At 55.1% G+C, this 20,668-nt stretch carries 21 protein-coding genes; 10 read left to right on the top strand and 11 right to left on the bottom strand.

Going from position 1 to position 20,668, the window contains the following annotated elements; all coding sequences use genetic code 11:
* Nucleotides 1-7 precede the first annotated feature (7 nt).
* The 3 genes from prc to ACOTW6_RS11440 all read right to left on the bottom strand — a co-directional run bounded on the left by prc (nucleotide 8) and on the right by ACOTW6_RS11440 (nucleotide 3,356).
* Nucleotides 8-2,056, bottom strand: coding sequence for a carboxy terminal-processing peptidase (gene prc / locus ACOTW6_RS11450; RefSeq protein ID WP_015570296.1), 2,049 nt, complete (start codon nucleotides 2,054-2,056; stop codon nucleotides 8-10).
* Between the two features lie 19 nt (nucleotides 2,057-2,075).
* Nucleotides 2,076-2,762 (bottom strand): RNA chaperone ProQ, encoded by a 687-nt coding sequence (gene proQ, locus ACOTW6_RS11445; RefSeq protein WP_003859895.1) that lies wholly within the window; start codon nucleotides 2,760-2,762, stop codon nucleotides 2,076-2,078.
* A 96-nt stretch (nucleotides 2,763-2,858) separates the two neighbouring features.
* Entirely contained in the window at nucleotides 2,859-3,356 is a 498-nt protein-coding gene (locus ACOTW6_RS11440; RefSeq protein ID WP_006811006.1) for a GAF domain-containing protein, read from the bottom strand.
* A 132-nt stretch (nucleotides 3,357-3,488) separates the two neighbouring features.
* On the opposite strand from ACOTW6_RS11440, the gene yebS reads away from it, so the two are divergent.
* The 4 genes from yebS to ACOTW6_RS11420 all read left to right on the top strand — a co-directional run bounded on the left by yebS (nucleotide 3,489) and on the right by ACOTW6_RS11420 (nucleotide 9,239).
* A complete protein-coding gene (gene yebS / locus ACOTW6_RS11435) occupies nucleotides 3,489-4,772 on the top strand; it encodes a membrane integrity lipid transport subunit YebS (protein ID WP_062933521.1) in 1,284 nt (427 codons plus the stop codon).
* Complete coding sequence (locus ACOTW6_RS11430) at nucleotides 4,741-7,374, top strand: PqiB family protein (RefSeq protein ID WP_213789257.1); 2,634 nt, start codon at nucleotides 4,741-4,743, stop codon at nucleotides 7,372-7,374. Before yebS ends, ACOTW6_RS11430 begins: the two co-directional genes overlap by 32 nt.
* 122 nt (nucleotides 7,375-7,496) lie before the next feature.
* Complete coding sequence (gene rsmF, locus ACOTW6_RS11425) at nucleotides 7,497-8,894, top strand: 16S rRNA (cytosine(1407)-C(5))-methyltransferase RsmF (protein ID WP_414665502.1); 1,398 nt, start codon at nucleotides 7,497-7,499, stop codon at nucleotides 8,892-8,894.
* Nucleotides 8,895-8,999: 105 nt separating this feature from the next.
* Nucleotides 9,000-9,239: a YebV family protein gene (locus tag ACOTW6_RS11420; RefSeq protein WP_006811010.1), complete on the top strand. Its 240-nt coding sequence runs from the start codon at nucleotides 9,000-9,002 to the stop codon at nucleotides 9,237-9,239.
* A 34-nt stretch (nucleotides 9,240-9,273) separates the two neighbouring features.
* Here the strand turns inward: ACOTW6_RS11420 and pphA are convergent, their stop codons facing one another.
* A complete protein-coding gene (gene pphA, locus ACOTW6_RS11415; RefSeq protein WP_121478816.1) occupies nucleotides 9,274-9,918 on the bottom strand; it encodes a protein-serine/threonine phosphatase in 645 nt (214 codons plus the stop codon).
* A gap of 167 nt (nucleotides 9,919-10,085) precedes the next feature.
* Here pphA and ACOTW6_RS11410 point away from each other — a divergent pair, with 167 nt between their 5' ends.
* Complete coding sequence (locus ACOTW6_RS11410; protein WP_047051764.1) at nucleotides 10,086-11,066, top strand: VirK/YbjX family protein; 981 nt, start codon at nucleotides 10,086-10,088, stop codon at nucleotides 11,064-11,066.
* 45 nt (nucleotides 11,067-11,111) lie between these two features.
* A complete protein-coding gene (locus ACOTW6_RS11405; protein ID WP_213789256.1) occupies nucleotides 11,112-11,309 on the top strand; it encodes a hypothetical protein in 198 nt (65 codons plus the stop codon).
* A 124-nt stretch (nucleotides 11,310-11,433) separates the two neighbouring features.
* On the opposite strand, the gene ACOTW6_RS11400 is transcribed toward ACOTW6_RS11405, so the two are convergent.
* From ACOTW6_RS11400 to yobA, 3 genes are read right to left on the bottom strand one after another with little or no spacing between them, the layout of a single operon-like run.
* Nucleotides 11,434-11,772 (bottom strand): YebY family protein, encoded by a 339-nt coding sequence (locus ACOTW6_RS11400; RefSeq protein ID WP_003859787.1) that lies wholly within the window; start codon nucleotides 11,770-11,772, stop codon nucleotides 11,434-11,436.
* A gap of 16 nt (nucleotides 11,773-11,788) precedes the next feature.
* A complete protein-coding gene (gene copD / locus ACOTW6_RS11395) occupies nucleotides 11,789-12,658 on the bottom strand; it encodes a copper homeostasis membrane protein CopD (RefSeq protein ID WP_421766254.1) in 870 nt (289 codons plus the stop codon).
* A gap of 1 nt (nucleotide 12,659) precedes the next feature.
* Entirely contained in the window at nucleotides 12,660-13,031 is a 372-nt protein-coding gene (yobA, locus tag ACOTW6_RS11390; protein WP_213789271.1) for a CopC domain-containing protein YobA, read from the bottom strand.
* Nucleotides 13,032-13,168: 137 nt separating this feature from the next.
* Here yobA and ACOTW6_RS11385 point away from each other — a divergent pair, with 137 nt between their 5' ends.
* The 3 genes from ACOTW6_RS11385 (at nucleotide 13,169) to exoX (ending at nucleotide 14,848) form a co-directional block, all read left to right on the top strand.
* Nucleotides 13,169-13,399 (top strand): DNA polymerase III subunit theta, encoded by a 231-nt coding sequence (locus tag ACOTW6_RS11385; protein ID WP_003859784.1) that lies wholly within the window; start codon nucleotides 13,169-13,171, stop codon nucleotides 13,397-13,399.
* A 111-nt stretch (nucleotides 13,400-13,510) separates the two neighbouring features.
* A complete protein-coding gene (locus ACOTW6_RS11380) occupies nucleotides 13,511-14,161 on the top strand; it encodes a nitrilase-related carbon-nitrogen hydrolase (RefSeq protein WP_062933476.1) in 651 nt (216 codons plus the stop codon).
* 24 nt (nucleotides 14,162-14,185) lie between these two features.
* On the top strand, nucleotides 14,186-14,848 hold the full coding sequence (gene exoX, locus ACOTW6_RS11375) for an exodeoxyribonuclease X (RefSeq protein WP_015570288.1): 663 nt from the start codon (nucleotides 14,186-14,188) through the stop codon (nucleotides 14,846-14,848).
* Here the strand turns inward: exoX and ptrB are convergent.
* Nucleotides 14,830-16,905 carry an oligopeptidase B gene (gene ptrB / locus ACOTW6_RS11370; protein WP_062933475.1) on the bottom strand — a complete coding sequence of 692 codons (2,076 nt, stop codon included), beginning with the start codon at nucleotides 16,903-16,905 and terminating at the stop codon, nucleotides 14,830-14,832. The two genes, exoX and ptrB, sit on opposite strands and share 19 nt — an antisense overlap.
* A 75-nt stretch (nucleotides 16,906-16,980) precedes the next feature.
* Complete coding sequence (locus tag ACOTW6_RS11365) at nucleotides 16,981-17,631, bottom strand: tellurite resistance TerB family protein (RefSeq protein WP_062933474.1); 651 nt, start codon at nucleotides 17,629-17,631, stop codon at nucleotides 16,981-16,983.
* A 171-nt stretch (nucleotides 17,632-17,802) separates the two neighbouring features.
* On the opposite strand from ACOTW6_RS11365, the gene purT reads away from it, so the two are divergent.
* A complete protein-coding gene (gene purT / locus ACOTW6_RS11360; protein WP_062933473.1) occupies nucleotides 17,803-18,981 on the top strand; it encodes a formate-dependent phosphoribosylglycinamide formyltransferase in 1,179 nt (392 codons plus the stop codon).
* A 61-nt stretch (nucleotides 18,982-19,042) separates the two neighbouring features.
* Here the strand turns inward: purT and ACOTW6_RS11355 are convergent, their stop codons facing one another.
* Together ACOTW6_RS11355 and ACOTW6_RS11350 are read right to left on the bottom strand one after the other, a co-directional pair.
* Nucleotides 19,043-20,437 (bottom strand): hypothetical protein, encoded by a 1,395-nt coding sequence (locus ACOTW6_RS11355; protein ID WP_062933472.1) that lies wholly within the window; start codon nucleotides 20,435-20,437, stop codon nucleotides 19,043-19,045.
* On the bottom strand, nucleotides 20,437-20,619 hold the full coding sequence (locus tag ACOTW6_RS11350) for a PAAR domain-containing protein (protein WP_371306718.1): 183 nt from the start codon (nucleotides 20,617-20,619) through the stop codon (nucleotides 20,437-20,439). The genes ACOTW6_RS11355 and ACOTW6_RS11350 overlap by 1 nt, the downstream gene beginning before the upstream one ends.
* Nucleotides 20,620-20,668 lie beyond the last annotated feature (49 nt).

Here is a 20,668-nt window from a genome sequence, read left to right as displayed (position 1 = left end):
TGGGGGATTATTTTGTCGGAGCAGGTTGCAGGGCAGGTTTCTCTTTTTCCAGCTTCGCGAGATCAAGCGCGATATGCACCGTCTCGTCCAGATACGGATCGGGCTCCTGGTAATCCTTAGGCAGATCGTCCAGTTTTTTGAGCAGAGGCTTGCCTTCACGTTTGAAGCGATCGTTGATACGCGCCAGACGTGTCGCGTCATCTTCATTGTTCTCTTTCTCACGCTGAGCGTAGTTCAGAGACACAATGTTCCGTTTCGCTTTCAGAGCGTTAAAACGCGCGATGTCCTTCATGATGTACTGGAACTCCGGATCCTTCCCGATGCGATCGTTGTGATTTTTCAGCAGTTCCGGTCCGAACTGTTTCATATCACCCGATTTCACGAATGTCGCGGCATCAATGCTATCCCACGGCAGCGCGTTATCTTCAAACTTCTCGCCCGTTTCCGTCTCTTCGGTACCTGTCGGCATCATGATATCCGGCGTCACGCCTTTGCGCTGCGTACTGCCGCCGTTGACGCGGTAAAACTTCTGAATGGTGTACTGTACTGAGCCCAGCGCAGGCCATTCAGGGCGCAGCATCTGGTCATAAATACGGTTCAGAGAGCGGTACTGCTGAACGGTGCCCTTGCCAAACGTCGGTTCGCCGACGATTAACGCCCGGCCGTAATCCTGCATGGCAGCAGCGAAGATTTCCGATGCAGAGGCACTGAAGCGATCGACCAGCACCACCAGCGGCCCCTTGTAGTAGACCACGCCATCGGTATCGGCATCTTCACGCACTTTACCGTTGTTATCGCGCACCTGTACCACCGGGCCAGACGGGATAAACAGCCCGGAAAGCGAGACGGCCTCGGTCAATGCCCCGCCGCCGTTGCTGCGCAGGTCAATGATCACGCTGCTGACATTCTGCTTTTCAAGCTTCTGGAGCTGCACTTTCACATCATCGGTCAGGCCGACGTAGAAACCTGGGATATCCAGAACGCCAACCTTCTCTTTACCCACGGTTTTCACCGACATTTTCACCGCGCGATCTTCCAGACGGATGCGCTCACGAGTCAGAGTAACGATACGGGTTTTGGTCCCCTTACCGGCAGGCAGGATCTCCAGGCGAACTTTGCTGCCCTTCGGCCCTTTGATCAGCGCAACAACGTCATCAAGACGCCAGCCAATCACGTCCACCATGCTCTTTCCGGTTTGGCCCACACCGACAATACGGTCGCCTACGCTGATCGCTTTGCTTTTCGATGCAGGGCCACCAGCCACCATGGAGTTGATTACGGTGTAGTCATCGTCCATCTGAAGCACAGCACCGATACCTTCCAGAGACAGGCTCATTTCGGTATTGAACTGTTCGGTGTTACGTGGAGAGAGATAATTGGTGTGCGGATCAATTTCATGCGCAAACGCGGTCATCGCCAGCGAGAAAACATCTTCACTGTTGGTCTGCGCCAGACGACGAATAGCGAACTTGTAGCGACGGTTTAACGTCTCACGGATCTCTTTCTCGTCTTTGCCTGTGAGCTTGAGGCTCAGTTCGTCATATTTGACTTTTCCGTCCCACAGCGCATTCAGTTCAGCCTCGTCTTTCGGCCATGGCGCTTTGCTGCGGTCCAGATTAAAGGTGTCGTTGCCGGTGAAGTCCATCGGACGTTCCAGCACTTTCAGCGCGTATTGATAACGCTCAAAACGGCGCTTTTGCGATAAATTGTACAGATCGTAGAACAGATCGAGTTTTCCGGAGCGCAGCTCATCACCCACTTCGGATTTGCGTTTAGCGAACTGTTCGACATCGCTGGCCAGCAGTACGTTATGGCTGTAATCCAGCAAGTTCAGATAACGGTCAAAGATTTTGGCCGAAAAGGCCTGATCGAGATCGAACTGACGATAGTGCGAACGAGTAAAGCGCGACGTCACGCGCTCACTCACCGTCGCGTGCTGAGTCTCTTCCTTGAGAACCGGAATTTGATCAACACGCGTAATATCGTCCACAGCGAAAGCATGGCCTGTTATAGCAAACAGGCCAGCCAGCGCGGTGAGCTTAAAAAAAGTGTTCATGCCAGGCTCGGCCTCCGTTTCAGAACAACAAGTGTTCTGCGCGTACAATCATTGACATACCAGAAGTCAGCTGTACACGAACGCCATCTTTGGTGATTTCCAGTACGGTGGCGTCCATCGCGTTGTTACCCGCTTTCACCTTCAGAGACTGACCTACGCTCAGCGCATTGATGTCAGAAACTGGGGTGTGGCGCGGCTCTTCGCGCGGCGCACGTGGGGCTTTAGCTGCTGGTTTGTCAGCACGCGGTTTGCGATCGTTATTTTCAGTACGACGCGGTGCCGGGCGCGGTTTACGCTCGCGACGAGGGGCGTCTTCCTGACCGTTTGCCGCTGCGGCTTCGCGTTTTTTCGCCTGCTGTTCTGCACGCTGTGCCTGCACGCGAGCTTTGGCTTCTTCAAGCTGCTTACGCGCATGTTCTACGTGCTGCTCGTCCAGCTCACCGCACGGGTTGCCGTCAAGGTCGACACGGGTCGCACCCGGCTTGATACCGTACAGGTAACGCCAGCTCGAGGTATAAAGGCGCAAGGCAGAACGAAGCTGCGTTTTGCTGAGGTTCATCTCCCCCTCAACGCGCGCGACCAGATCCTGAAAGATACCGACTTTCAGAGGACGCGCTTCACCTTCAGCGCTGAAGCACTGCGGGAAACGCTCGGCCAGAAATGCGATAACTTCTTTACTGCTATTCAACTTAGGTTGATTTTCCATGAAATTTCCTGATTACAACGGACGTTGCCAACAAGCGCAGGCATGAACAGGCGACATTATAATGACGCTATCAGTAAATGCTACGTTATCCGTTGATTATCCTGCGACGCTCGCAAAGAATTTATGATAATCGGTCTCTGCCAGAACATTTTCCAGGTTTGCGGCCAGCGCGCGCAGCCCCTGCTCATCCTCGGCAGTAAAGCGGCTGAAGACCGTGCTGTCGATATCCAGAACGCCAATAATCTGATTTTTAACCACCAGCGGCAGTACGATTTCAGAATTGCTGCTGGCATCGCAGGCAATGTGGCCGTCAAACGCATGAACATCTTCGACACGCTGAACCTGACGGGTCGCCACTGCGGTACCGCACACGCCGCGACCTACCGGGATGCGTACGCAGGCGAGTTTACCCTGGAAAGGACCGAGCACCAGCGTGTCGCCTTCCAGCAGATAAAAGCCCGCCCAGTTCACGTCAGAAAGGCGCTCGAACAGTAGCGCACTGGTATTTGCCAGAGTGGCTAAGAAACTGGTTTCCCCTGCCATTAATGCCTTAAAATCGCGATTCAGATCCGCGTAGAATTCTGTTTTGTTCATTATTCAATCACTTAGTTATCTTACATAGTTACCGCATAGCCTATTAAAATAAGCATTAAATGCGCTCATGCTCAAGATGAATCCGTTCATGAGTTATTATAACTTTCAACAATAATAATCTGTGTGCGACTGATGGCCCTAAAAACACCCCAAATTACGCCGACACGAAAGATCGTTGTCCGTACGGTAAGCCAGGCTCTGCCCCGTGCACATTATCAGCGTTGTCCCCAGTGCGATACGCTTTTTATGTTGCCGAAGATGAAATCGCACCAAAGTGCTTTTTGTCCTTGCTGCGATGCCAAAATTCGCGATGGCCGGGACTGGTCATTGACGCGTCTGGCGGCAATGGCGGTCACCATGCTGCTGCTGATGCCCTTCGCCTGGACCGAGCCGCTGTTAAAGCTCTACCTGCTTGGCGTGCGTATTGACGCTAACGTGTTGCAGGGGATCTGGCAGATGACGCGCCAGGGCGATCCGCTTACGGCCGCCATGGTGCTGTTCTGCGTCGTCGGCGCGCCGTTGGTGCTGGTCGCGGCAATTGCCTACCTGTGGTTTGGCAACATACTGGGGATGAACCTGCGCCCCGTCCTGCTCATGCTGGAAAAGCTCAAGGAGTGGGTGATGCTGGACATCTATCTGGTGGGCGTCGGCGTGGCCTCCATCAAGGTGCAGGATTATGCGTTTTTACAACCCGGCATTGGCCTTTTTGCGTTTATTTCACTGGTCCTGCTGAGTATTTTGACCCTGATTCATCTCAATGTTGAACAGCTTTGGGAGCGATTTTATCCGCAGCGCCCCGCGACCCGGCCTGATGAAAACCTGCGCGTCTGCCTGGGCTGCCATTACACCGGTTTTCCGGATAAACGCGGGAGGTGCCCGCGCTGCCACATTCCGTTAAGATTGCGACGCAACAACAGCCTGCAAAAATGCTGGGCGGCGCTTATCGCCTCCCTGGTATTTTTGTTCCCGGCCAACATGCTGCCGATCTCCGTAATTTATGTGAACGGCACCCGTCAGGAAGATACTATCCTTTCAGGGATTATCTCTCTGGCGCACAGTAACGTGGGGGTCGCCGCCATTGTTTTCATTGCCAGTATTCTGGTGCCCTTTACCAAAGTGGTGGTGATGTTTACGCTGCTTATCAGCATTCACTTTAAATGCGAACAAGGACTACGCACCCGCATCCTGCTTCTGCGATTCGTGACCTGGATTGGTCGCTGGTCGATGTTGGATCTGTTCGTGATTTCGCTGATGATGTCGCTCATCAATCGCGATCAGTTACTTGCTTTTACCATGGGACCCGCAGCTTTTTATTTCGGCTCTGCGGTGATATTGACTATTCTTGCAGTGGAATGGCTGGACAGCCGCTTACTTTGGGACGCACATGAGTCAGGAAACGCCCGCTTCGCCGACTGAAGCGAGAATTAAAACAAAACGCCGCATTTCGCCATTCTGGTTGCTGCCTGTCATCGCGCTGATGATCGCAGGCTGGCTTATCTGGACGAGCTATGAAGATCGCGGAAGTACCATCACGATTGATTTCCAGTCTGCGGACGGCATTGTCGCCGGACGTACCCCCGTTCGCTTCCAGGGGGTGGAAGTGGGTACCGTGCAGGATATTTCCCTTGGCAAAGGGCTGAACAAAATCCAGGTCCGGGCGAGCATTAAGTCTGATATGCAGGATGCCCTGCGTGCCGAAACGCAGTTCTGGCTGGTCACGCCTAAAGCCTCCCTGGCCGGCGTTTCCGGACTGGATGCGCTTGTGGGCGGTAACTATATCGGCATGATGCCCGGCAAAGGTGAGCCACAGGATCACTTTGTTGCGCTGGATACCCAGCCGAAATATCGGCTGAATAACGGCGATTTGATGATCCATCTCCGCGCGCCGGATTTGGGCTCGCTGAACAGTGGTTCTCTGGTCTATTTCCGCAAAATTCCGGTAGGCCGCGTTTACGACTACGCCATTAACCCGAACAAAGATGGCGTGACCATTGATGTACTCATCGAGCGCCGTTTTACCAACCTGGTTAAAAAAGGCAGCCGCTTCTGGAACGTCTCAGGCGTCGATGCCGACCTGAGCTTAAGCGGTGCGAAAGTGAAGCTTGAGAGCCTGGCGGCGCTGGTGAATGGCGCTATCGCCTTTGACTCACCTGCTAACTCCAGCCCTGCCGCCGCAGAAGATACCTTTGGCCTGTACGCCGACCTGGCGCACAGCCAGCGCGGTGTCATCGTCAAGCTGACCCTGCCGGATGCCAAAGGCCTGAAAGCCGGTTCGACCCCGCTGATGTACCAGGGTTTAGAGGTCGGGCAACTGACAAAATTAACCCTCAATGCGGGCGGTTCCGTTACCGGCGAAATGACGGTGGATCCGAGCGTGGTGGATCTCCTGCGGGAAAAAACGCGCATTGAACTGCGTAATCCGAAGCTCTCCCTCAGCGACGCCAGCATCAGTTCTCTGCTGACGGGAAGCACCTTTGAGCTGATCCCCGGCGAAGGTGCGCCGAACAAAAACTTTGTTATCGCGCCGGCGGATAAAGCCCTGCTGCAAAAACCGGGCGTGTTGACGGTTACGCTGAATGCGCCGGAAAGCTACGGTATCGAAGCCGGGCAACCGCTGATCCTGCACGGTGTGCAGGTGGGCCAGGTCCTCGAACGTAAGCTGTCGGAAAAAGGGGTCTCCTTCTCCGCCGCCATCGATCCGCAGTACGGCAACCTGGTCCACGGCGACAGTAAATTTGTGGTTAACAGCCGGGTCGACGTGAAGGTGGGTCTGGACGGGGTTGAGTTCCTCGGCGCCAGCGCCAGCGAGTGGGTTAACGGCGGGATCCGCATTCTGCCGGGCAGCAAAGGTGCGCTGCGCGAGAGTTATCCGCTGTTCGCCAATCTCGACAAAGCCATTGAAAACAGCCTCGGCGACCTGCCGACCACCACGCTGACCTTAAGCGCTGAAACGCTGCCGGATGTCCAGGCAGGCTCCGTCGTGCTTTATCGTAAGTTTGAGGTCGGGGAAGTGATCACCGTTCGTCCTCGTGCGGACGCGTTTGATATCGAACTGCATATCAAGCCGGAGTACCTCAAGCTGCTCACGCCAAACAGCGTGTTCTGGGCTGAAGGCGGCGCGAAAGTGCAGCTCAACGGCAGCGGGCTGACCGTACAGGCGTCTCCCCTCTCCCGTGCCCTGCGCGGTGCGATCAGCTTCGATAACCTGAGCGGCGCGGGCGGCAACATGCGCAAAGGTGACAAGCGGATCCTCTTCCCGTCCGAAACTGCGGCGCGCGCCGTCGGGGGGCAGATTACCCTGCACACCTTTGATGCCGGTAAACTGGCGGAAGGCATGCCCATCCGCTATCTCGGCATTGATATCGGGCAGGTCCAGAAGCTAACGCTGATCACCGCGCGCAATGAAGTGCAGGCGACCGCCGTGCTTTATCCGGAATATGTGCAGACGTTCGCCCGGGCAGGCTCGCGCTTCTCGGTGGTTACGCCGCAAATTTCTGCCGCAGGGGTTGAGCATCTCGACACCATACTTCAGCCATACATTAACGTTGAACCGGGTCGCGGCAACGCGCGTCGTGAATTTGAGTTGCAGGAGGCAACCATCACCGACTCCCGTTATCTGGACGGTCTGAGCATTGTGGTTGAAGTGCCGGAAGCCGGCTCGCTGGGCATCGGTACGCCGGTCCTGTTCCGCGGCATTGAAGTGGGGACAGTAACAAGCCTGACGCTGGGTAATCTGTCCGATCGCGTGATGGTCGGCCTGCGCATCAGCCAGCGTTATCAGCATCTGGTGCGCAACAACTCGGTGTTCTGGCTCGCTTCAGGCTACTCGCTGGACTTCGGCCTGACCGGTGGCGTGGTCAAAACGGGGACCTTTAACCAGTTCATTCGCGGCGGCATTGCCTTCGCGACGCCGCCTGGCACGCCTCTGGCGCCTAAGGCGCAGGCAGGTAAACACTTCCTGCTGCTGGAAAGTGAACCGAAAGAGTGGCGCGAATGGGGAACGGCGCTGCCGCGTTAATCTCGCAGGCTCCGGTGTCAACGCGCCGGAGCCTTTATGTTACACTGCGCGCCTGAATGTTTCCCTGTGGTGTGCCCGTGGCTCAAAACTCCGTATTTCTTCCCGAACAATTCCTCGCACAGATGCGCGAGGCGCTTCCAGCTCATCTCTCTTTCGACGATTTCGTCGCCGCCTGCCAGCGCCCTTTGCGCCGGAGTATTCGCGTCAATACGCTGAAAATCAGCGTCGGGGCGTTTCTGGATCTCGTCTCCCCCTACGGCTGGCAATTAACGCCGGTGCCGTGGTGCGAAGAGGGGTTCTGGATCGAACGGGATGACGAGGAGAGCCTGCCGCTCGGCAGCACCGCCGAGCACCTGAGCGGGCTGTTTTATATTCAGGAAGCCAGCTCCATGCTGCCGGTTGCCGCGCTGTTTGCCGACGGGAACCAGCCTGAGCGGGTTATGGATGTCGCGGCGGCGCCGGGCTCTAAAACCACGCAGATTGCCGCCCGGATGAACAACCGCGGCGCGATCCTCGCCAACGAATTTTCCGCCAGCCGCGTCAAAGTCCTGCACGCCAATATCAGCCGCTGCGGGATCCACAACGTCGCGTTAACGCACTTCGACGGTCGCGTGTTTGGCGCTGCCCTGCCGGAAGCCTTTGATGCCATCCTGCTCGACGCGCCCTGCTCCGGCGAAGGCGTGGTGCGAAAAGATCCTGATGCGTTAAAAAACTGGTCCGTTGAAAGCAACCTGGAGATCGCCGCCACGCAGCGCGAACTGATCGACAGTGCGTTTCATGCCCTGCGCCCAGGCGGGACGCTGGTTTATTCCACCTGCACCCTGAATCGCGATGAGAACGAGGACGTCTGCCTGTGGCTCAAGCAACGCTATGCGGATGCCGTCGAGTTTCTGCCGCTGGACTCCCTCTTCGACTCGGCCAGGCATGCGGCCACGCCTGAAGGCTTCCTGCATGTCTTCCCACAGATTTACGATTGCGAGGGGTTCTTTGTTGCACGACTGCGTAAAACCCGCGCCGTCGATCCCTTGCCTGCCCCTAAGTTTAAGGTCGGCAACTTCCCGTTCGCGCCGGTCAAAGGCCGTGAGGCGGCACAGGCGCAAGCGGCTGCGGGCAAAGTGGGTCTGCACTGGGATGAGAGCCTGCGCCTCTGGATGCGTGACAAAGAGCTGTGGCTGTTCCCGGTCAACATCGAACCGCTGATTGGTAAGGTGCGTTTCTCCCGCCTCGGTATTCGCCTGGCGGAGATCCACAACAAAGGCTATCGCTGGCAGCACGAAGCGGTCATTGCGCTGGCCGGCAGTGAGAACACCTTCGCCCTGACGCATCAGGAAGCGGAAGAGTGGTATCGCGGTCGTGACGTTTACCCGGAAGACGGCCCGTCACAGGATGAAGTCATCGTGACGTATCAGGGCTATCCGCTGGGGCTGGCGAAAAAAGTCGGCTCGCGGCTGAAAAACAGCTATCCGCGCGAACTGGTACGCGATGGCCGCCTGTTTACCGGTAACAACCGCAGCGCCTGAAAAAAGCGCATTTTTTTACTGGCGATTTCGCTCTCCTTGTCTAGGATCAAAAATGGGTGACTGCACTGGTCATACCAGATTATGGGCAACAAACCGGAGAGCATTATGACGAAAACCAGCGTACGCATTGGCGCTTTTGAAATCGACGACGCTGAATTGCGCGGCGAAGCACAAGGCGAACGAACGTTAAGTATTCCCTGCAAATCCGATCCGGATTTGTGCATGCAGCTGGACGCCTGGGATGCAGATACCAGCGTCCCGGCAATCCTAGATGGGGAACATTCCGTTCTGTACCGTGAGCATTACGACAGTAAAACCGATGCCTGGGTCTTGCGTCTTGCCTGACCCAAAGAGAACCCGCCCGAAGGCGGGTTATTTATTACTGAAGCTGCGCCAGCGTCAGAAAGCCCCCGAACACCGCCCCCGTATCAATGTAGTGCAGATTGTTAAAATCGTAGCGTTTGTCCAGAGGCGTATGCCCGAACCAGAAGTGATCCGCACCGCTAATGCCCTGCCCTTTACCCACCATAAAGCCCATTAACCGGTCGCGATCCCACAGCACGCGCCGGACATCCACCGGCTTATGCCAGCCATATTCGGCGGAGGGATAATCCGCATGAGCAATCACGTTAAGACCGTTTTTGCAGGTTATTTCAATAATGTGCGGTAAGTCCTGACACGCGTCGAGTAAATCCTTCGCCTGCTTTTGTTGAGCGACCGTAAGCCCTGTAAACCAGTTACCGCCATTTATCGACCAGAGACTAAACTCATTATTTTCAAGCGCATCTAACGCCATTTGCTCGTGATTACCGCGTACCGCATAAAACCAGTTTTCCTGCATCAGTTGTAAACATTTCACGCTGTCAGGACCGCGATCGATAATATCCCCCACCGAGATCAGCAGATCCATATCAGGATTAAAATGCCGTCGTTTCAGCTCATCCATAAGCCACTGATAGCAACCATGAATATCGCTGACAACCCAGACATGACGCCAGTATTCTCCCTCTATTTTCTGATACATAACGCCTCCTGTAAGAAGTATAGCTGCCACAGAAAATGTCATGAGCCGGCGTTGGATATCGCGAATCCCAACAAACCATAAACCAGCCGGAAATAAAGATCGCTGCGCTATTAATCCCTTATTCCCTGGCCTTTAAAATAGCGCGGAATAAAAAGAGGGATTTTCACGTGTCAAACATACACCTGCAAAACGATGTGTTTTATCCGCATCGCACAAATATTATTTCTGAACTGGTGAGAGGGAAACGCGTTCCCGGCCCAATCTGGCACAAACGTGATTACCGGTTAAAGTTCCTTCTGCGCTCGCTTTTATTCTGGTCCTCCACCCATCGCATGCTGGAGGCCCTGTCCGGGCGCGATGATTTCGACAGGCTGCTCACCTCTCAAATTACCTTGCCGAGCAAAACTCACCGCCAGTATCTGATGCGCGGCCTGAACTCAAACGACCGGGCCGATGCTATCGTCAGCCACTATCAGTGGATTGATAGTCTGAAAAACATCGCCCTCGCCCACGCGCTGACCAGCCCGCAAGAGGTGCCGGTTGTCCGGTTCGAGGCAAAAAACGGCGAAATCTATACCGTCCACGCCTCGTCCGCAGGTAAGGCCGAACGCGAAGGCGAAAGCACGCTTTGGCTGCACGACAATGACAATACGCTGCTTGCCAGCCTGACGTTCTGTGTCGCACGCAGTAACGGCCGTATGGTGCTGGTGATCGGCGGCCTCCAGGGTCCACGTCGTCATGTTTCACGGGAGGTGATTAAGCAGGCTACCCGTGCCTGCCATGGTCTTTTCCCGAAACGCGTGCTGATGGAGGTGATCTTCCAGCTTGCCTCACGCTCGAACATCAGCGCGATTTTTGCCGTCAGCGATGAAGGCCATGTTTTCCGCGCGCTGCGCTACCGTCTGAGCAAAGGCCGTCATTTTCACGCCAGCTACGACGAGTTCTGGGAAGGCCTGAACGGAAAGAAACTCTCCCCCTTCTGCTGGCAGTTGCCGCTCCAGATGGAGCGTAAAGCGCTGGAGGAGATTGCCAGCAAAAAACGCGCCGAATACCGTCGCCGCTTTGCGTTACTTGATGATATTGCGGCTTGCGTACAGGCGCGCATTGATCCCGCAGTCGTCTCAGGCAAAAAACAAACAAAAATTTAACAAAACAGCCAAAAAGGACTGGACTTACGCCTGCCGGGTTGTGGTATGTTTGAAGCAGGCGCAAAGGAAGTGAACCTTCTGCCGAGACGAAAACCGGATTTTATCGTTTATTTTCAAGCAGATAAAAAGAGACCGAATACGATTCCTGTATTCGGTCCAGGGAAATGGCTCTTGGGAGAGAGCCGTGCGCTAAAAGTTGGCATTAATGCAGGCTCAATCGCCTTGCCCTTTAAGAATAGATGACGACGTCAGGTTTTCCAGTCCACAGCAAAAGTGGTCTGAAAAAAAGCGTCAGAACATCACTAAATGTGAAAAACCGCAGAGCTTTTACAAGCACCTGCGGTTTTTTTTACTGGAAACCTGACGGCTAGCAGAGCTTTTCAGCGCGCTCAATAAACGGCGCCAGACTCTTCTTCTGCCCGGGGTTTGCCGGGTCATCCACCTGGATCACGCTGACAGGCTGTCCGTTACTTTTCCCGCTGGCAACCTGCTGCTCCGCCACGTCATTTAACGGATACTGCACGAGCGTACTGGGATTGATGACATACAGCGCGTTACCGGGACGGCAGGTAAGCATGACCTCTTCACGATTAAATGCCCAGTTGTCCTTGCCCACTTCAAACCGGCTGACGGTGATGACCTGCGGCGCGGCCAGCGCACTGCTGGCACAGGTGAGAAGTAAAAGAGAAAGCAGTGTCTTTTTCATATGTTATTTAACCTTGTCAGAAGGGTTCCCAGGTCGCGAACAGGCTGACGACCGCCAGTACCAGCGCGCCCAGCACCACTTCTGCCTGTGTCATCCTGATAAAAATCTGTTGTTCCCGCCCGGCCTCCGGGCGAAAGCGTGGCACAAGAAAATACCGATTCGCCAGCGCAATAGCCACCATCATCATGACCAGCACACATTTGAACAACAACAGCTGGACATAAGGCGCCTGCCACGGCACGTTTATGCCAACAATAAAGAGCGTATTGATTATCCCGGTCAGCAGCACGCCCGCCACGGCGTAATGCCCCACACGGGAGAAGCGCATCATGGTAAAAATAGCGGCTGGCTGCCAGCGGCCTTTCGCCAGACGCATGCAAAACAGCAGCGGCAGTAAACCACCCACCCAGGTCGCGGCGCAGAGCAGGTGAAGCGCATGGTTCAGACGATGCAACGCTCCCGGCGCGCCACCGTTCATCGCGGCATGTCCCACGCCCGCCAGCAGCACCAACTGCCCCATCGCGAGCAGTAACAGCCGTGAGCCTTTTTGCGGGGTAAGCCAGGCAGCGCCCGCCGTCACAGCGGACAGTACCATCTGCCATAACCAGACGCCGCCAAATTGCGTTCCCAGCACGCTGCGCCAGACCGCCGGACGAATGACATCCCCCCAGCCGTTGCCCATCAACCCACTTTGCAGGCCGAACATCAGCAGAGCCGCCATCAGGCTGATTAAGGCCGCGAGTTTCTGCTGCCGCTGGAAACGCCGGGTCATGAGACGCTGCAACGAAGACGGCGCAAACCAGACGCTGTAAAGCGCGTTGCCAAAAACCAGCATCAGCGCAGCAAAATGGATAAAGCGTAACGCGACGTAGCTCAGGGCCAGCATGCTATTTCACGCTAAAATGATAGCTGCCCTTGGTTTTGTGGCCATCCACGGAGACCACATGCCAGTCCACCGTGTAGGTGCCGGTCGTCAACGATTTCTCAAGAGGAACAATCAGCTTTGCGTTATCCTTCTCGTCACGCTTCACTGCGCCCGTCTGGATCTTGTGCTGCTGCGCGTCCGTCACCACCACGCCGCTGAAGGCAGGCTCAATGCCTTCCGAGAAGTTCAGGGTAATAACCTCTGGTGCCACCGCGACGGTATTAGCCTGCGGAGATTGCTGCTTAAGATGCGCATGGGCCAGAACTGAGGGCGTGATGGCTGAAGAGAGCAGAAATACCAGCGCGCACGCGACACGGGAAGGGGTAAAATGCATCACAATCATTCCTTTTCGTTATGCCTGAATGCTAAAGAATAACTCTGTATAATTAACGAGTCGAGGAACATCCTTTGCTCCCTTGTCATCGTTGAACAATCGCGGTAACGTTGGCGCCGCAGAAAAAGGAGAAGGAAATGAACGTTAACCTGGCCGCCCTGCCTCAGGACGAGATGGACAAAGTGAATGTCGATCTCGCCGCCGCGGGGGTCGCATTCAAAGAGCGTTACAACATGCCCGTCGTGGCTGAAGTGGTAGAGCGTGAACAACCCGCGCATCTGCGCGACTGGTTTCGCGAACGTCTCATTGCGCATCGCCTCGCCTCCGTCAATCTCTCGCGCCTGCCGTACGAACCTAAAGTTAAATAAGCTTAACGTCTCGTTACACTTCCTTACGCGTTATGTGGCAGGATAAGAAAACCCTGATAAGTTTAGGTGTAATCTTAAAATCCCAGCGACTTAGTGTATAAGGAAGTCACGATGTCACGATGGAATATTGCCGCGGCTCAGTATGCCCCGCGGCACAACTGTGTTGATGAGCACGTAAAACATCACCTGCACTTTATTGCCGAGGCTGCCGGGCATGGGTGCGATTTAATCGTCTTTCCGGAGCTTTCGCTTACCGGCCCTGGCGGAACAACCTTACCCCCACCCCCTGACGATTTGCAGCTTGCCCCCCTCCTTCACGCCGCCCAGTCACGTTTCATCACGGTGATTGCTGGTATTACGCTCCAGCAACACGGCCAGCGCCAGAAAGGACTCGCGCTTTTCACCCCTAACCTGTCGACCATCCGGCGTTATCCGCAGGGCAACGGTGCGGGTGTTATTCCTGGCGATAAACGGTTAACCATCGTGGATAACCAGGCTGACGCCCCGGAACTGGACCCGGAGGCAACGCTGTTCACCAGCAGCCTGGCCGTGGGCGAGCACCGCTGGCGGCAATCCATCGGTTCGTTACAACGCTTCGCGCACAAGTATGCCATCGCGGTATTAATGGCGAACGCGCGCGGCGGTAGCGCATTATGGGATGAAAAAGGTCAGCTGATTGTACGTGCCGATAAGGGAGAACTGCTGCTAACCGGTTCTTTAGGCCAACAGGGTTGGCAAGGCGATATCATTCCATTAGGCTAGGCATTTTAGGATCAGGAGCGATCAATGCTGCGCGTTATCGATACCGAAACCTGTGATTTGCAGGGTGGAATTGTGGAAGTCGCTTCTGTCGACGTGATTGACGGAAAGATAGTCAACCCAATGAGCCATCTGGTGCGCCCGGATCGTCCCATCAGTGCGCAGGCGATGGCGATACATCGCATTACGGAATCGATGGTGGCGGACAAGCCGTGGATTGAAGAGATCATCCCTCTTTACCACGGTAGCCAGTGGTATGTCGCCCATAACGCCAGCTTTGACCGCCGCGTGCTGCCGGAGATGCCCGGCGAATGGATTTGCACTATGAAGCTGGCGCGCCGTCTGTGGCCGGGGATCAAATACAGCAATATGGCGCTGTATAAGTCGCGCAAACTCAGCGTGCGGACGCCGGAAGGGCTGCATCATCACCGTGCCCTCTATGACTGCTACATCACCGCAGCGCTCCTGATTGATATCATGAACACTTCCGGCTGGACGCCAGACGATATGGCGACCATTACCGGGCGCCCCGCGCTACTGACCACCTTTACGTTCGGTAAATATCGCGGGAAGCCAGTATCGGAAGTGGCGGACAAGGATCCGGGCTATCTGCGCTGGCTGTACAACAACCTCGACAGAATGAGCCCGGAACTGCGCCTGACGCTGAAGCATTATTTAGGCGAAGCCTGAGTCCCCGCCCGGCCTGGCAGCGTATCCTGCGCCAGGCCAATCAAAAAGGCGTACTCCAGCGCCACCCCTTCATAGGATTTAAATCGCCCTGATTTCCCTCCGTGCCCCGAGTCCATATCGGTACACAGCAGCAGCAAATTATCGTCAGTTTTCAGCTCACGCAACTTCGCCACCCATTTCGCGGGCTCCCAGTACTGTACCTGGGAATCGTGCAGGCCGGTGGTCACCAGCATATGCGGATAGGCTTTCGCCTCGACGTTATCGTACGGGCTGTACTCTTTCATGTAGCGATAATAGGTTTCATCCTGCGGGTTCCCCCACTCCTCAAACTCCCCGGTGGTCAGTGGAATGGACTCATCCAGCATGGTCGTCACCACGTCCACAAACGGCACCTGGGCGATAACGCCTTTAAACAGTTCAGGCCGCTGGTTGATCACGGCGCCCATAAGCATGCCCCCGGCGCTGCCCCCCATGCCAAAGCAGAGCTGCGGATCGCCATAACCCTGCGCGATCAGCGCATCGCAAACATCAAGGTAGTCATTAAAGGTATTTTTCTTTTTGAGAAATTTTCCGTCTTCATACCAGTGCTGACCCAGCTCGCCGCCGCCGCGAATATGGGCAATCGCATAAACAAAACCGCGGTCGAGCAGGCTCAGCCTGCTGCTGCTGAAATCGGCGTCCATGCTGGATCCATAGGAGCCATAGCCATAGACGAGGATGGGGTTTTTACCTTTGTTGAAGTGCGCCTTGTGATAGACGAGCGACACTGGGACTTCAACGCCGTCGCGTGCGGTCACCCACAGGTGCTCACTGCGATAATTTTCCGACTCAAAACCCCGGACCTCAGCCTGTTTAATCACCTGACGCTGCCCGGTGTCCATATCCAGTTCAAACAACGTATCCGGGGTGGTCATCGACGAATAGCCGTACCGCAGGCGGGACGATTCCGGTTCCGGGTTAAAGCCGATCCACGTTACGTAAGCCGGGTCATCGAACGCAATGCCCACCACTTCGCGGGTTTTGCGGTTGATTTGGCGGATACTGGTCAGTCCGCGCTGACGCTCTTCCACCACCAGCCAGTCGGTAAACAGGGTGAACCCCTCCAGCATCACCTGATCGCGCGCGGGAATTAACACTTCCCATTTGCGTTCATCGCGCACTTTGGTTTTATAAAGGCCAAAGTTTTTGCCCTCGCGGTTCGAACGCAGGTAAAAGCTGTGCTGGAAGTGATCCAGGCTGTACTCATGATCTTTACGGCGCGGCAGGAAGCACAGCGGCTGCGCATCCGGCAGCTCTGCATCCAGCAGCAGCACTTCTGAGGTGGTGGCGCTGGAGAGGAAAATGATCACATAGTGGCGAGAAGACGTTTTATGCAGGCTGACATAGAACGTCTCGTCTTTTTCCTCATACACCAGTTCATCGTCGGCGGAATCGGTCCCCACCGTATGACGCCAGACCTGATAAGGCAGCAGGGTTGAGGCATGCTTTTTAACGTAGTAGACCGTTTCTGAATCGTTACCCCAGACGAAATCGGGGGAGACATTATCCAGCATTTCGGGATACCAGTTCCCCGTTTCAAGATTGCGGAAACGCAAACCGTACTGGCGGCGGGAGAGGTAATCCTCAGCCAGCGCCATAATGGCGTTATCGGGGGAAATGGACATGCCGCCCAGCGTATAAAACTCACTGTGGGCAGCACGTTTGTTGGCATCCAGCAGGATCTCCCATTCATCCCACTCGGCGCTCAGCACAGACTGGCGCTGGTAGATGGGATATTCATTTCCCGGCTCATAAATATGGCGATAGCGATAACCGTTTTTGCACCACGGGGCAGAGACATCACGCTGGGGGATACGCTGCACCATTTCCTTCAGGAGCTGATCCTGAAGCGCCTGCTGGCTGGCCATGACCTGGCGGCCATAGTCGTTTTCCTCGTGCAGATAGTCCAGCACCTCTGGCCGGGAACGTGAATCGTCCCGCAGCCAGTAGTAGTTATCGATACGCGTATCGCCATGCGTGGTGATCGCATAAGGAGTACGTCGGGCTTTTGGAGGCATGGCATTCTTACTTTTTCGTTTTACATCCTATAAGGTTGGCAAAACACGCGTATGATGCAAGCGAAACATGGCCTTCTAGCCCGCGAGGGTCTGCTTCTGCTGCTGAATATCCTGCTCAATCCCCTCGCGAACGTCCTGGGGGATCTTCAGCGCATCGCCCAGGGCGTTCAGGTAGCTGCGCTCCATAAAGTGATCGATATCGATGGCGGCACAGCTCAGAAAATAGAGTTCCAGCGCCTCTTCTTCGTTTTTCACGCTTTGCGCCAGACGCTGCGGATCGAGCGGCTGTTCGATGGCCTGCGCCACCAGCGCTCTGCCCTGCTCCTCAACGCCCGCTTCCCGCATCTGCTGTTCAATTGCGGCACGTTCACTGGCATCAATATGCCCGTCGCTCTTGGCCGCAAAGACCAGGGCGAGGATCAGGCGCTCGGTGCGTAAATCTAACGGCGATACCTGCTTCCCGTACTGCGGTTCATCCTGATGCGCGTTGCGCACCTTGTCTTTGTATTTGCTCCATAAGACGGAACCGGCAATAGCCCCTCCGCCCGCCAGCAGCGCGCCGGTACCGTATTTGGTAAGCAGTTTCCGCGATGATTTATTGGCAACCAGCAAACCGGCCAGCCCGCCGAGCGCACCCGGCACCAGCAGCTTGCTCAGACCCTGCTCGCCGGACGACGAGCCTTTTTGTCCCAACAGGGATTGCAGTTGATTCATCCAGCCTGACATATTTTTCCTCACGTAACAGTGCGTAACCTTCACAGCCTAAGCGAGCGGGTGTCAGGAAATGTCTGTCAGTGCTAAAGAAGCGCAAATTTCCCCCCTGTCCGGTTATCCCCATACAAGACAGACGCAAACGTTTTCGTTTATACTGCCCGCATCTTTTTCAGGGGGATTTTTATGACTCGTTTAGGAACCGCGCTGCGTCCCGCCGCGACGCGCGTCATGCTGTTGGGATCGGGTGAACTGGGTAAAGAAGTGGCCATTGAATGCCAGCGTTTGGGTGTGGAAGTGATTGCGGTGGACCGTTACGCGAATGCGCCCGCCATGCACGTCGCACATCGCTCGCACGTCATTGATATGCTTGACGGTAATGCCCTGCGGGGGTTAATTGCCGACGAAAAACCGGATTTCGTGGTACCTGAAATTGAGGCCATTGCCACTGAGATGCTGGTTGCCCTTGAACAGGAAGGCCAGCGCGTGGTGCCCTGCGCCACTGCGGCAAAACTGACCATGAACCGGGAAGGCATTCGTCGCCTGGCGGCAGAAGAATTACAGCTCCCGACCTCCAGCTACCGTTTTGCCGGGGATAAAGCTGCGTTTCTCCAGGCCGTAGAGGAGATTGGCTACCCGTGCATCATTAAGCCGGTAATGAGCTCCTCCGGCAAAGGGCAGAGCTTTATCCGCGACAGCAGCACGCTGGACAAAGCCTGGGACTATGCCCAGCAGGGCGGCCGAGCCGGGGCCGGGCGCGTCATCGTGGAAGGCGTGGTGAAGTTTGATTTTGAAATTACCCTGCTCACCGTCAGCGCCGTGGATGGCGTTTATTTCTGTGACCCGATTGGTCATCGCCAGGAAGACGGCGATTATCGTGAATCCTGGCAGCCGCAGCAGATGAGCGCGCTGGCGCTGGCACGCGCGCAGGAGATCGCCCGCAAGACGGTGCTGGCGCTGGGCGGCTACGGCCTGTTCGGCGTGGAATTGTTTGTTTGCGGCGACGAGGTGATCTTCAGTGAAGTCTCCCCTCGTCCGCACGATACCGGGATGGTTACGCTGATTTCACAGGATCTCTCCGAGTTCGCGCTGCACGTACGTGCTTTCCTCGGCCTGCCGGTTGGCGGCATCCGTCAGTACGGCCCGGCAGCCTCGGCGGTGATCCTGCCGCAGCTGACCAGCCAGAATGTGACCTTTGATAACGTCGAAGGTGCGGTTGGCGCAGGTTTGCAGGTCCGGATGTTCGGCAAACCGGAGATCGACGGAAGCCGTCGTCTGGGCGTGGCATTAGCGACCGGGGAAAACGTGGACGAAGCCGTCGCCAGAGCGAAAAAAGCGGCCACTGCGGTAAAAGTGACAGGGTAAATAACTAAAGGCTGGTCAACTAAGCGACCAGCCACATTACATGATTAATGTTGTTCCGTTTCTATCGCTTCCATTCGTATTCCATGTCCTCGTAGGCTTCATTCGTTTTCGAGATGAAAACAAAAATACCGAGGCCAATAAAAATAACGAAGGGAATGATGATGCTCGCAATCAGTTCCCAGATTGCTGGCGGATCGTTTTGCGCCAGGAAACTGATGCGATAGGCAATGAGGGATAACACGCAGAATAAAGCCGCCATCCCCGCAGGATAAAGGGGATTACTCCAGTTACACCAGGTAAGTTTTTTTGGGATAGCTGTCTTCATGGAGGAAAGCGAAGTAATACAAAATTTGTTTTTGTCTGAATAAGCTGCCAGTTGCTCCCCCTGGGCATATTTTACCGCATCCGCCGCAAATGCCAGAGCCAGCCACCGATACCCGGCACTCTTTGCTCCCAGAGAGGCATCGATATCCAGCCGTTCCACCGTGAGCGCTTTTTTGTCCAGTGCCTGCATTAATGGATATTTTTCAATACGGGACAGCCCGGTATACCAGAGATTTTTCGGCGTAAGTACCGAACCCGTCTCAAGGAAGACCGCCATGTTGTCCTCTACATCGGTCACGTCAGACATAGGCTGATATAAATATACCGGTTTTTCGCCCTCCTCCCGGACATAATGACTGGTCAGCAGGAACGCACACGCATTTTCCATGCTCTTTGATTCGCCGCTTTCTTCATGTAAATCAACGATAACAATCAACCGGTTTTCGACTCTGTAATCAGATAAGTTCATCCATTGGCTAACGATCGCGTAGTCAGGACATTCTGTGCTGTACTCAATTTTACACGTGCTGGCCGTTTCAATACCCAACCGCTCCAGAGTGCGTCTCAGTTCTTCAATGCAGGATCCACTTCCTCCACGAACCCAGACAACGGTTTCAAAAATACGGTAGTTATAGCCCTTCAATTTTTCTGCCATCGGGTCCAGTAAGCGGTAAAACATCTGTTCATTCCTGGTCTGGTCGAAGCGATCTTCCAGCTGAATGTTAACCGGCGTTTTCGGTGCCAGCGGAAATTCGCCTTCCAGTTTCAACATATTCAGCGCGGGTTGCTCCAGGGGAGTGATTGAAGACCATGCTGCGATAGCCATATTTTTCCGCGCATACGTCTTTAAATTAATCTCCTGCTCTTTTGCTATGAATTTTCGGGTTTCAGCATAATGAATGTTGGCGTCATGAAATATGAAACTTGTAAAAACTATCAACGACACAACACAGATGGGCAGAATAACTGAAGGCACAAAAAAGAGAGCCGTAACGTGTTCCTGTTCAGGCCAGGTGAGAGCCCGGATCGCGAGGCCCATTGCGACGGCTATCACATAGAGGAAAACAATCATGACGACTGGCACAGTGGAATCCGGGTCTGGCTGTTTTTTGTATAACCACCACGCGCGCATTACGAAGCTCCCGCCACAGGTAAGGTACTTTTGATTTCACATCCACACGCCGCGCGACAGCCATCTACCACAACCCCACGGCCATGCATGGTCCAGGTTGGGTGACATTCATTGATCGCGAACGTTCCTTTATGGAGCGGACACTGCACAAGATCATCTTTTAAGGCCACGGGCTGACCCATAAAGTCTGCCCCAGAGGCCTTAGTGACTTTTCCTCCGCTTATCAGCGAA

Origin of the sequence: Enterobacter cloacae complex sp. IR5403 (assembly GCF_049238705.1) — a bacterium.
GTDB lineage: Bacteria > Pseudomonadota > Gammaproteobacteria > Enterobacterales > Enterobacteriaceae > Enterobacter > Enterobacter hormaechei_C.
This window is presented reverse-complemented; position numbering and strand designations above follow the sequence as displayed.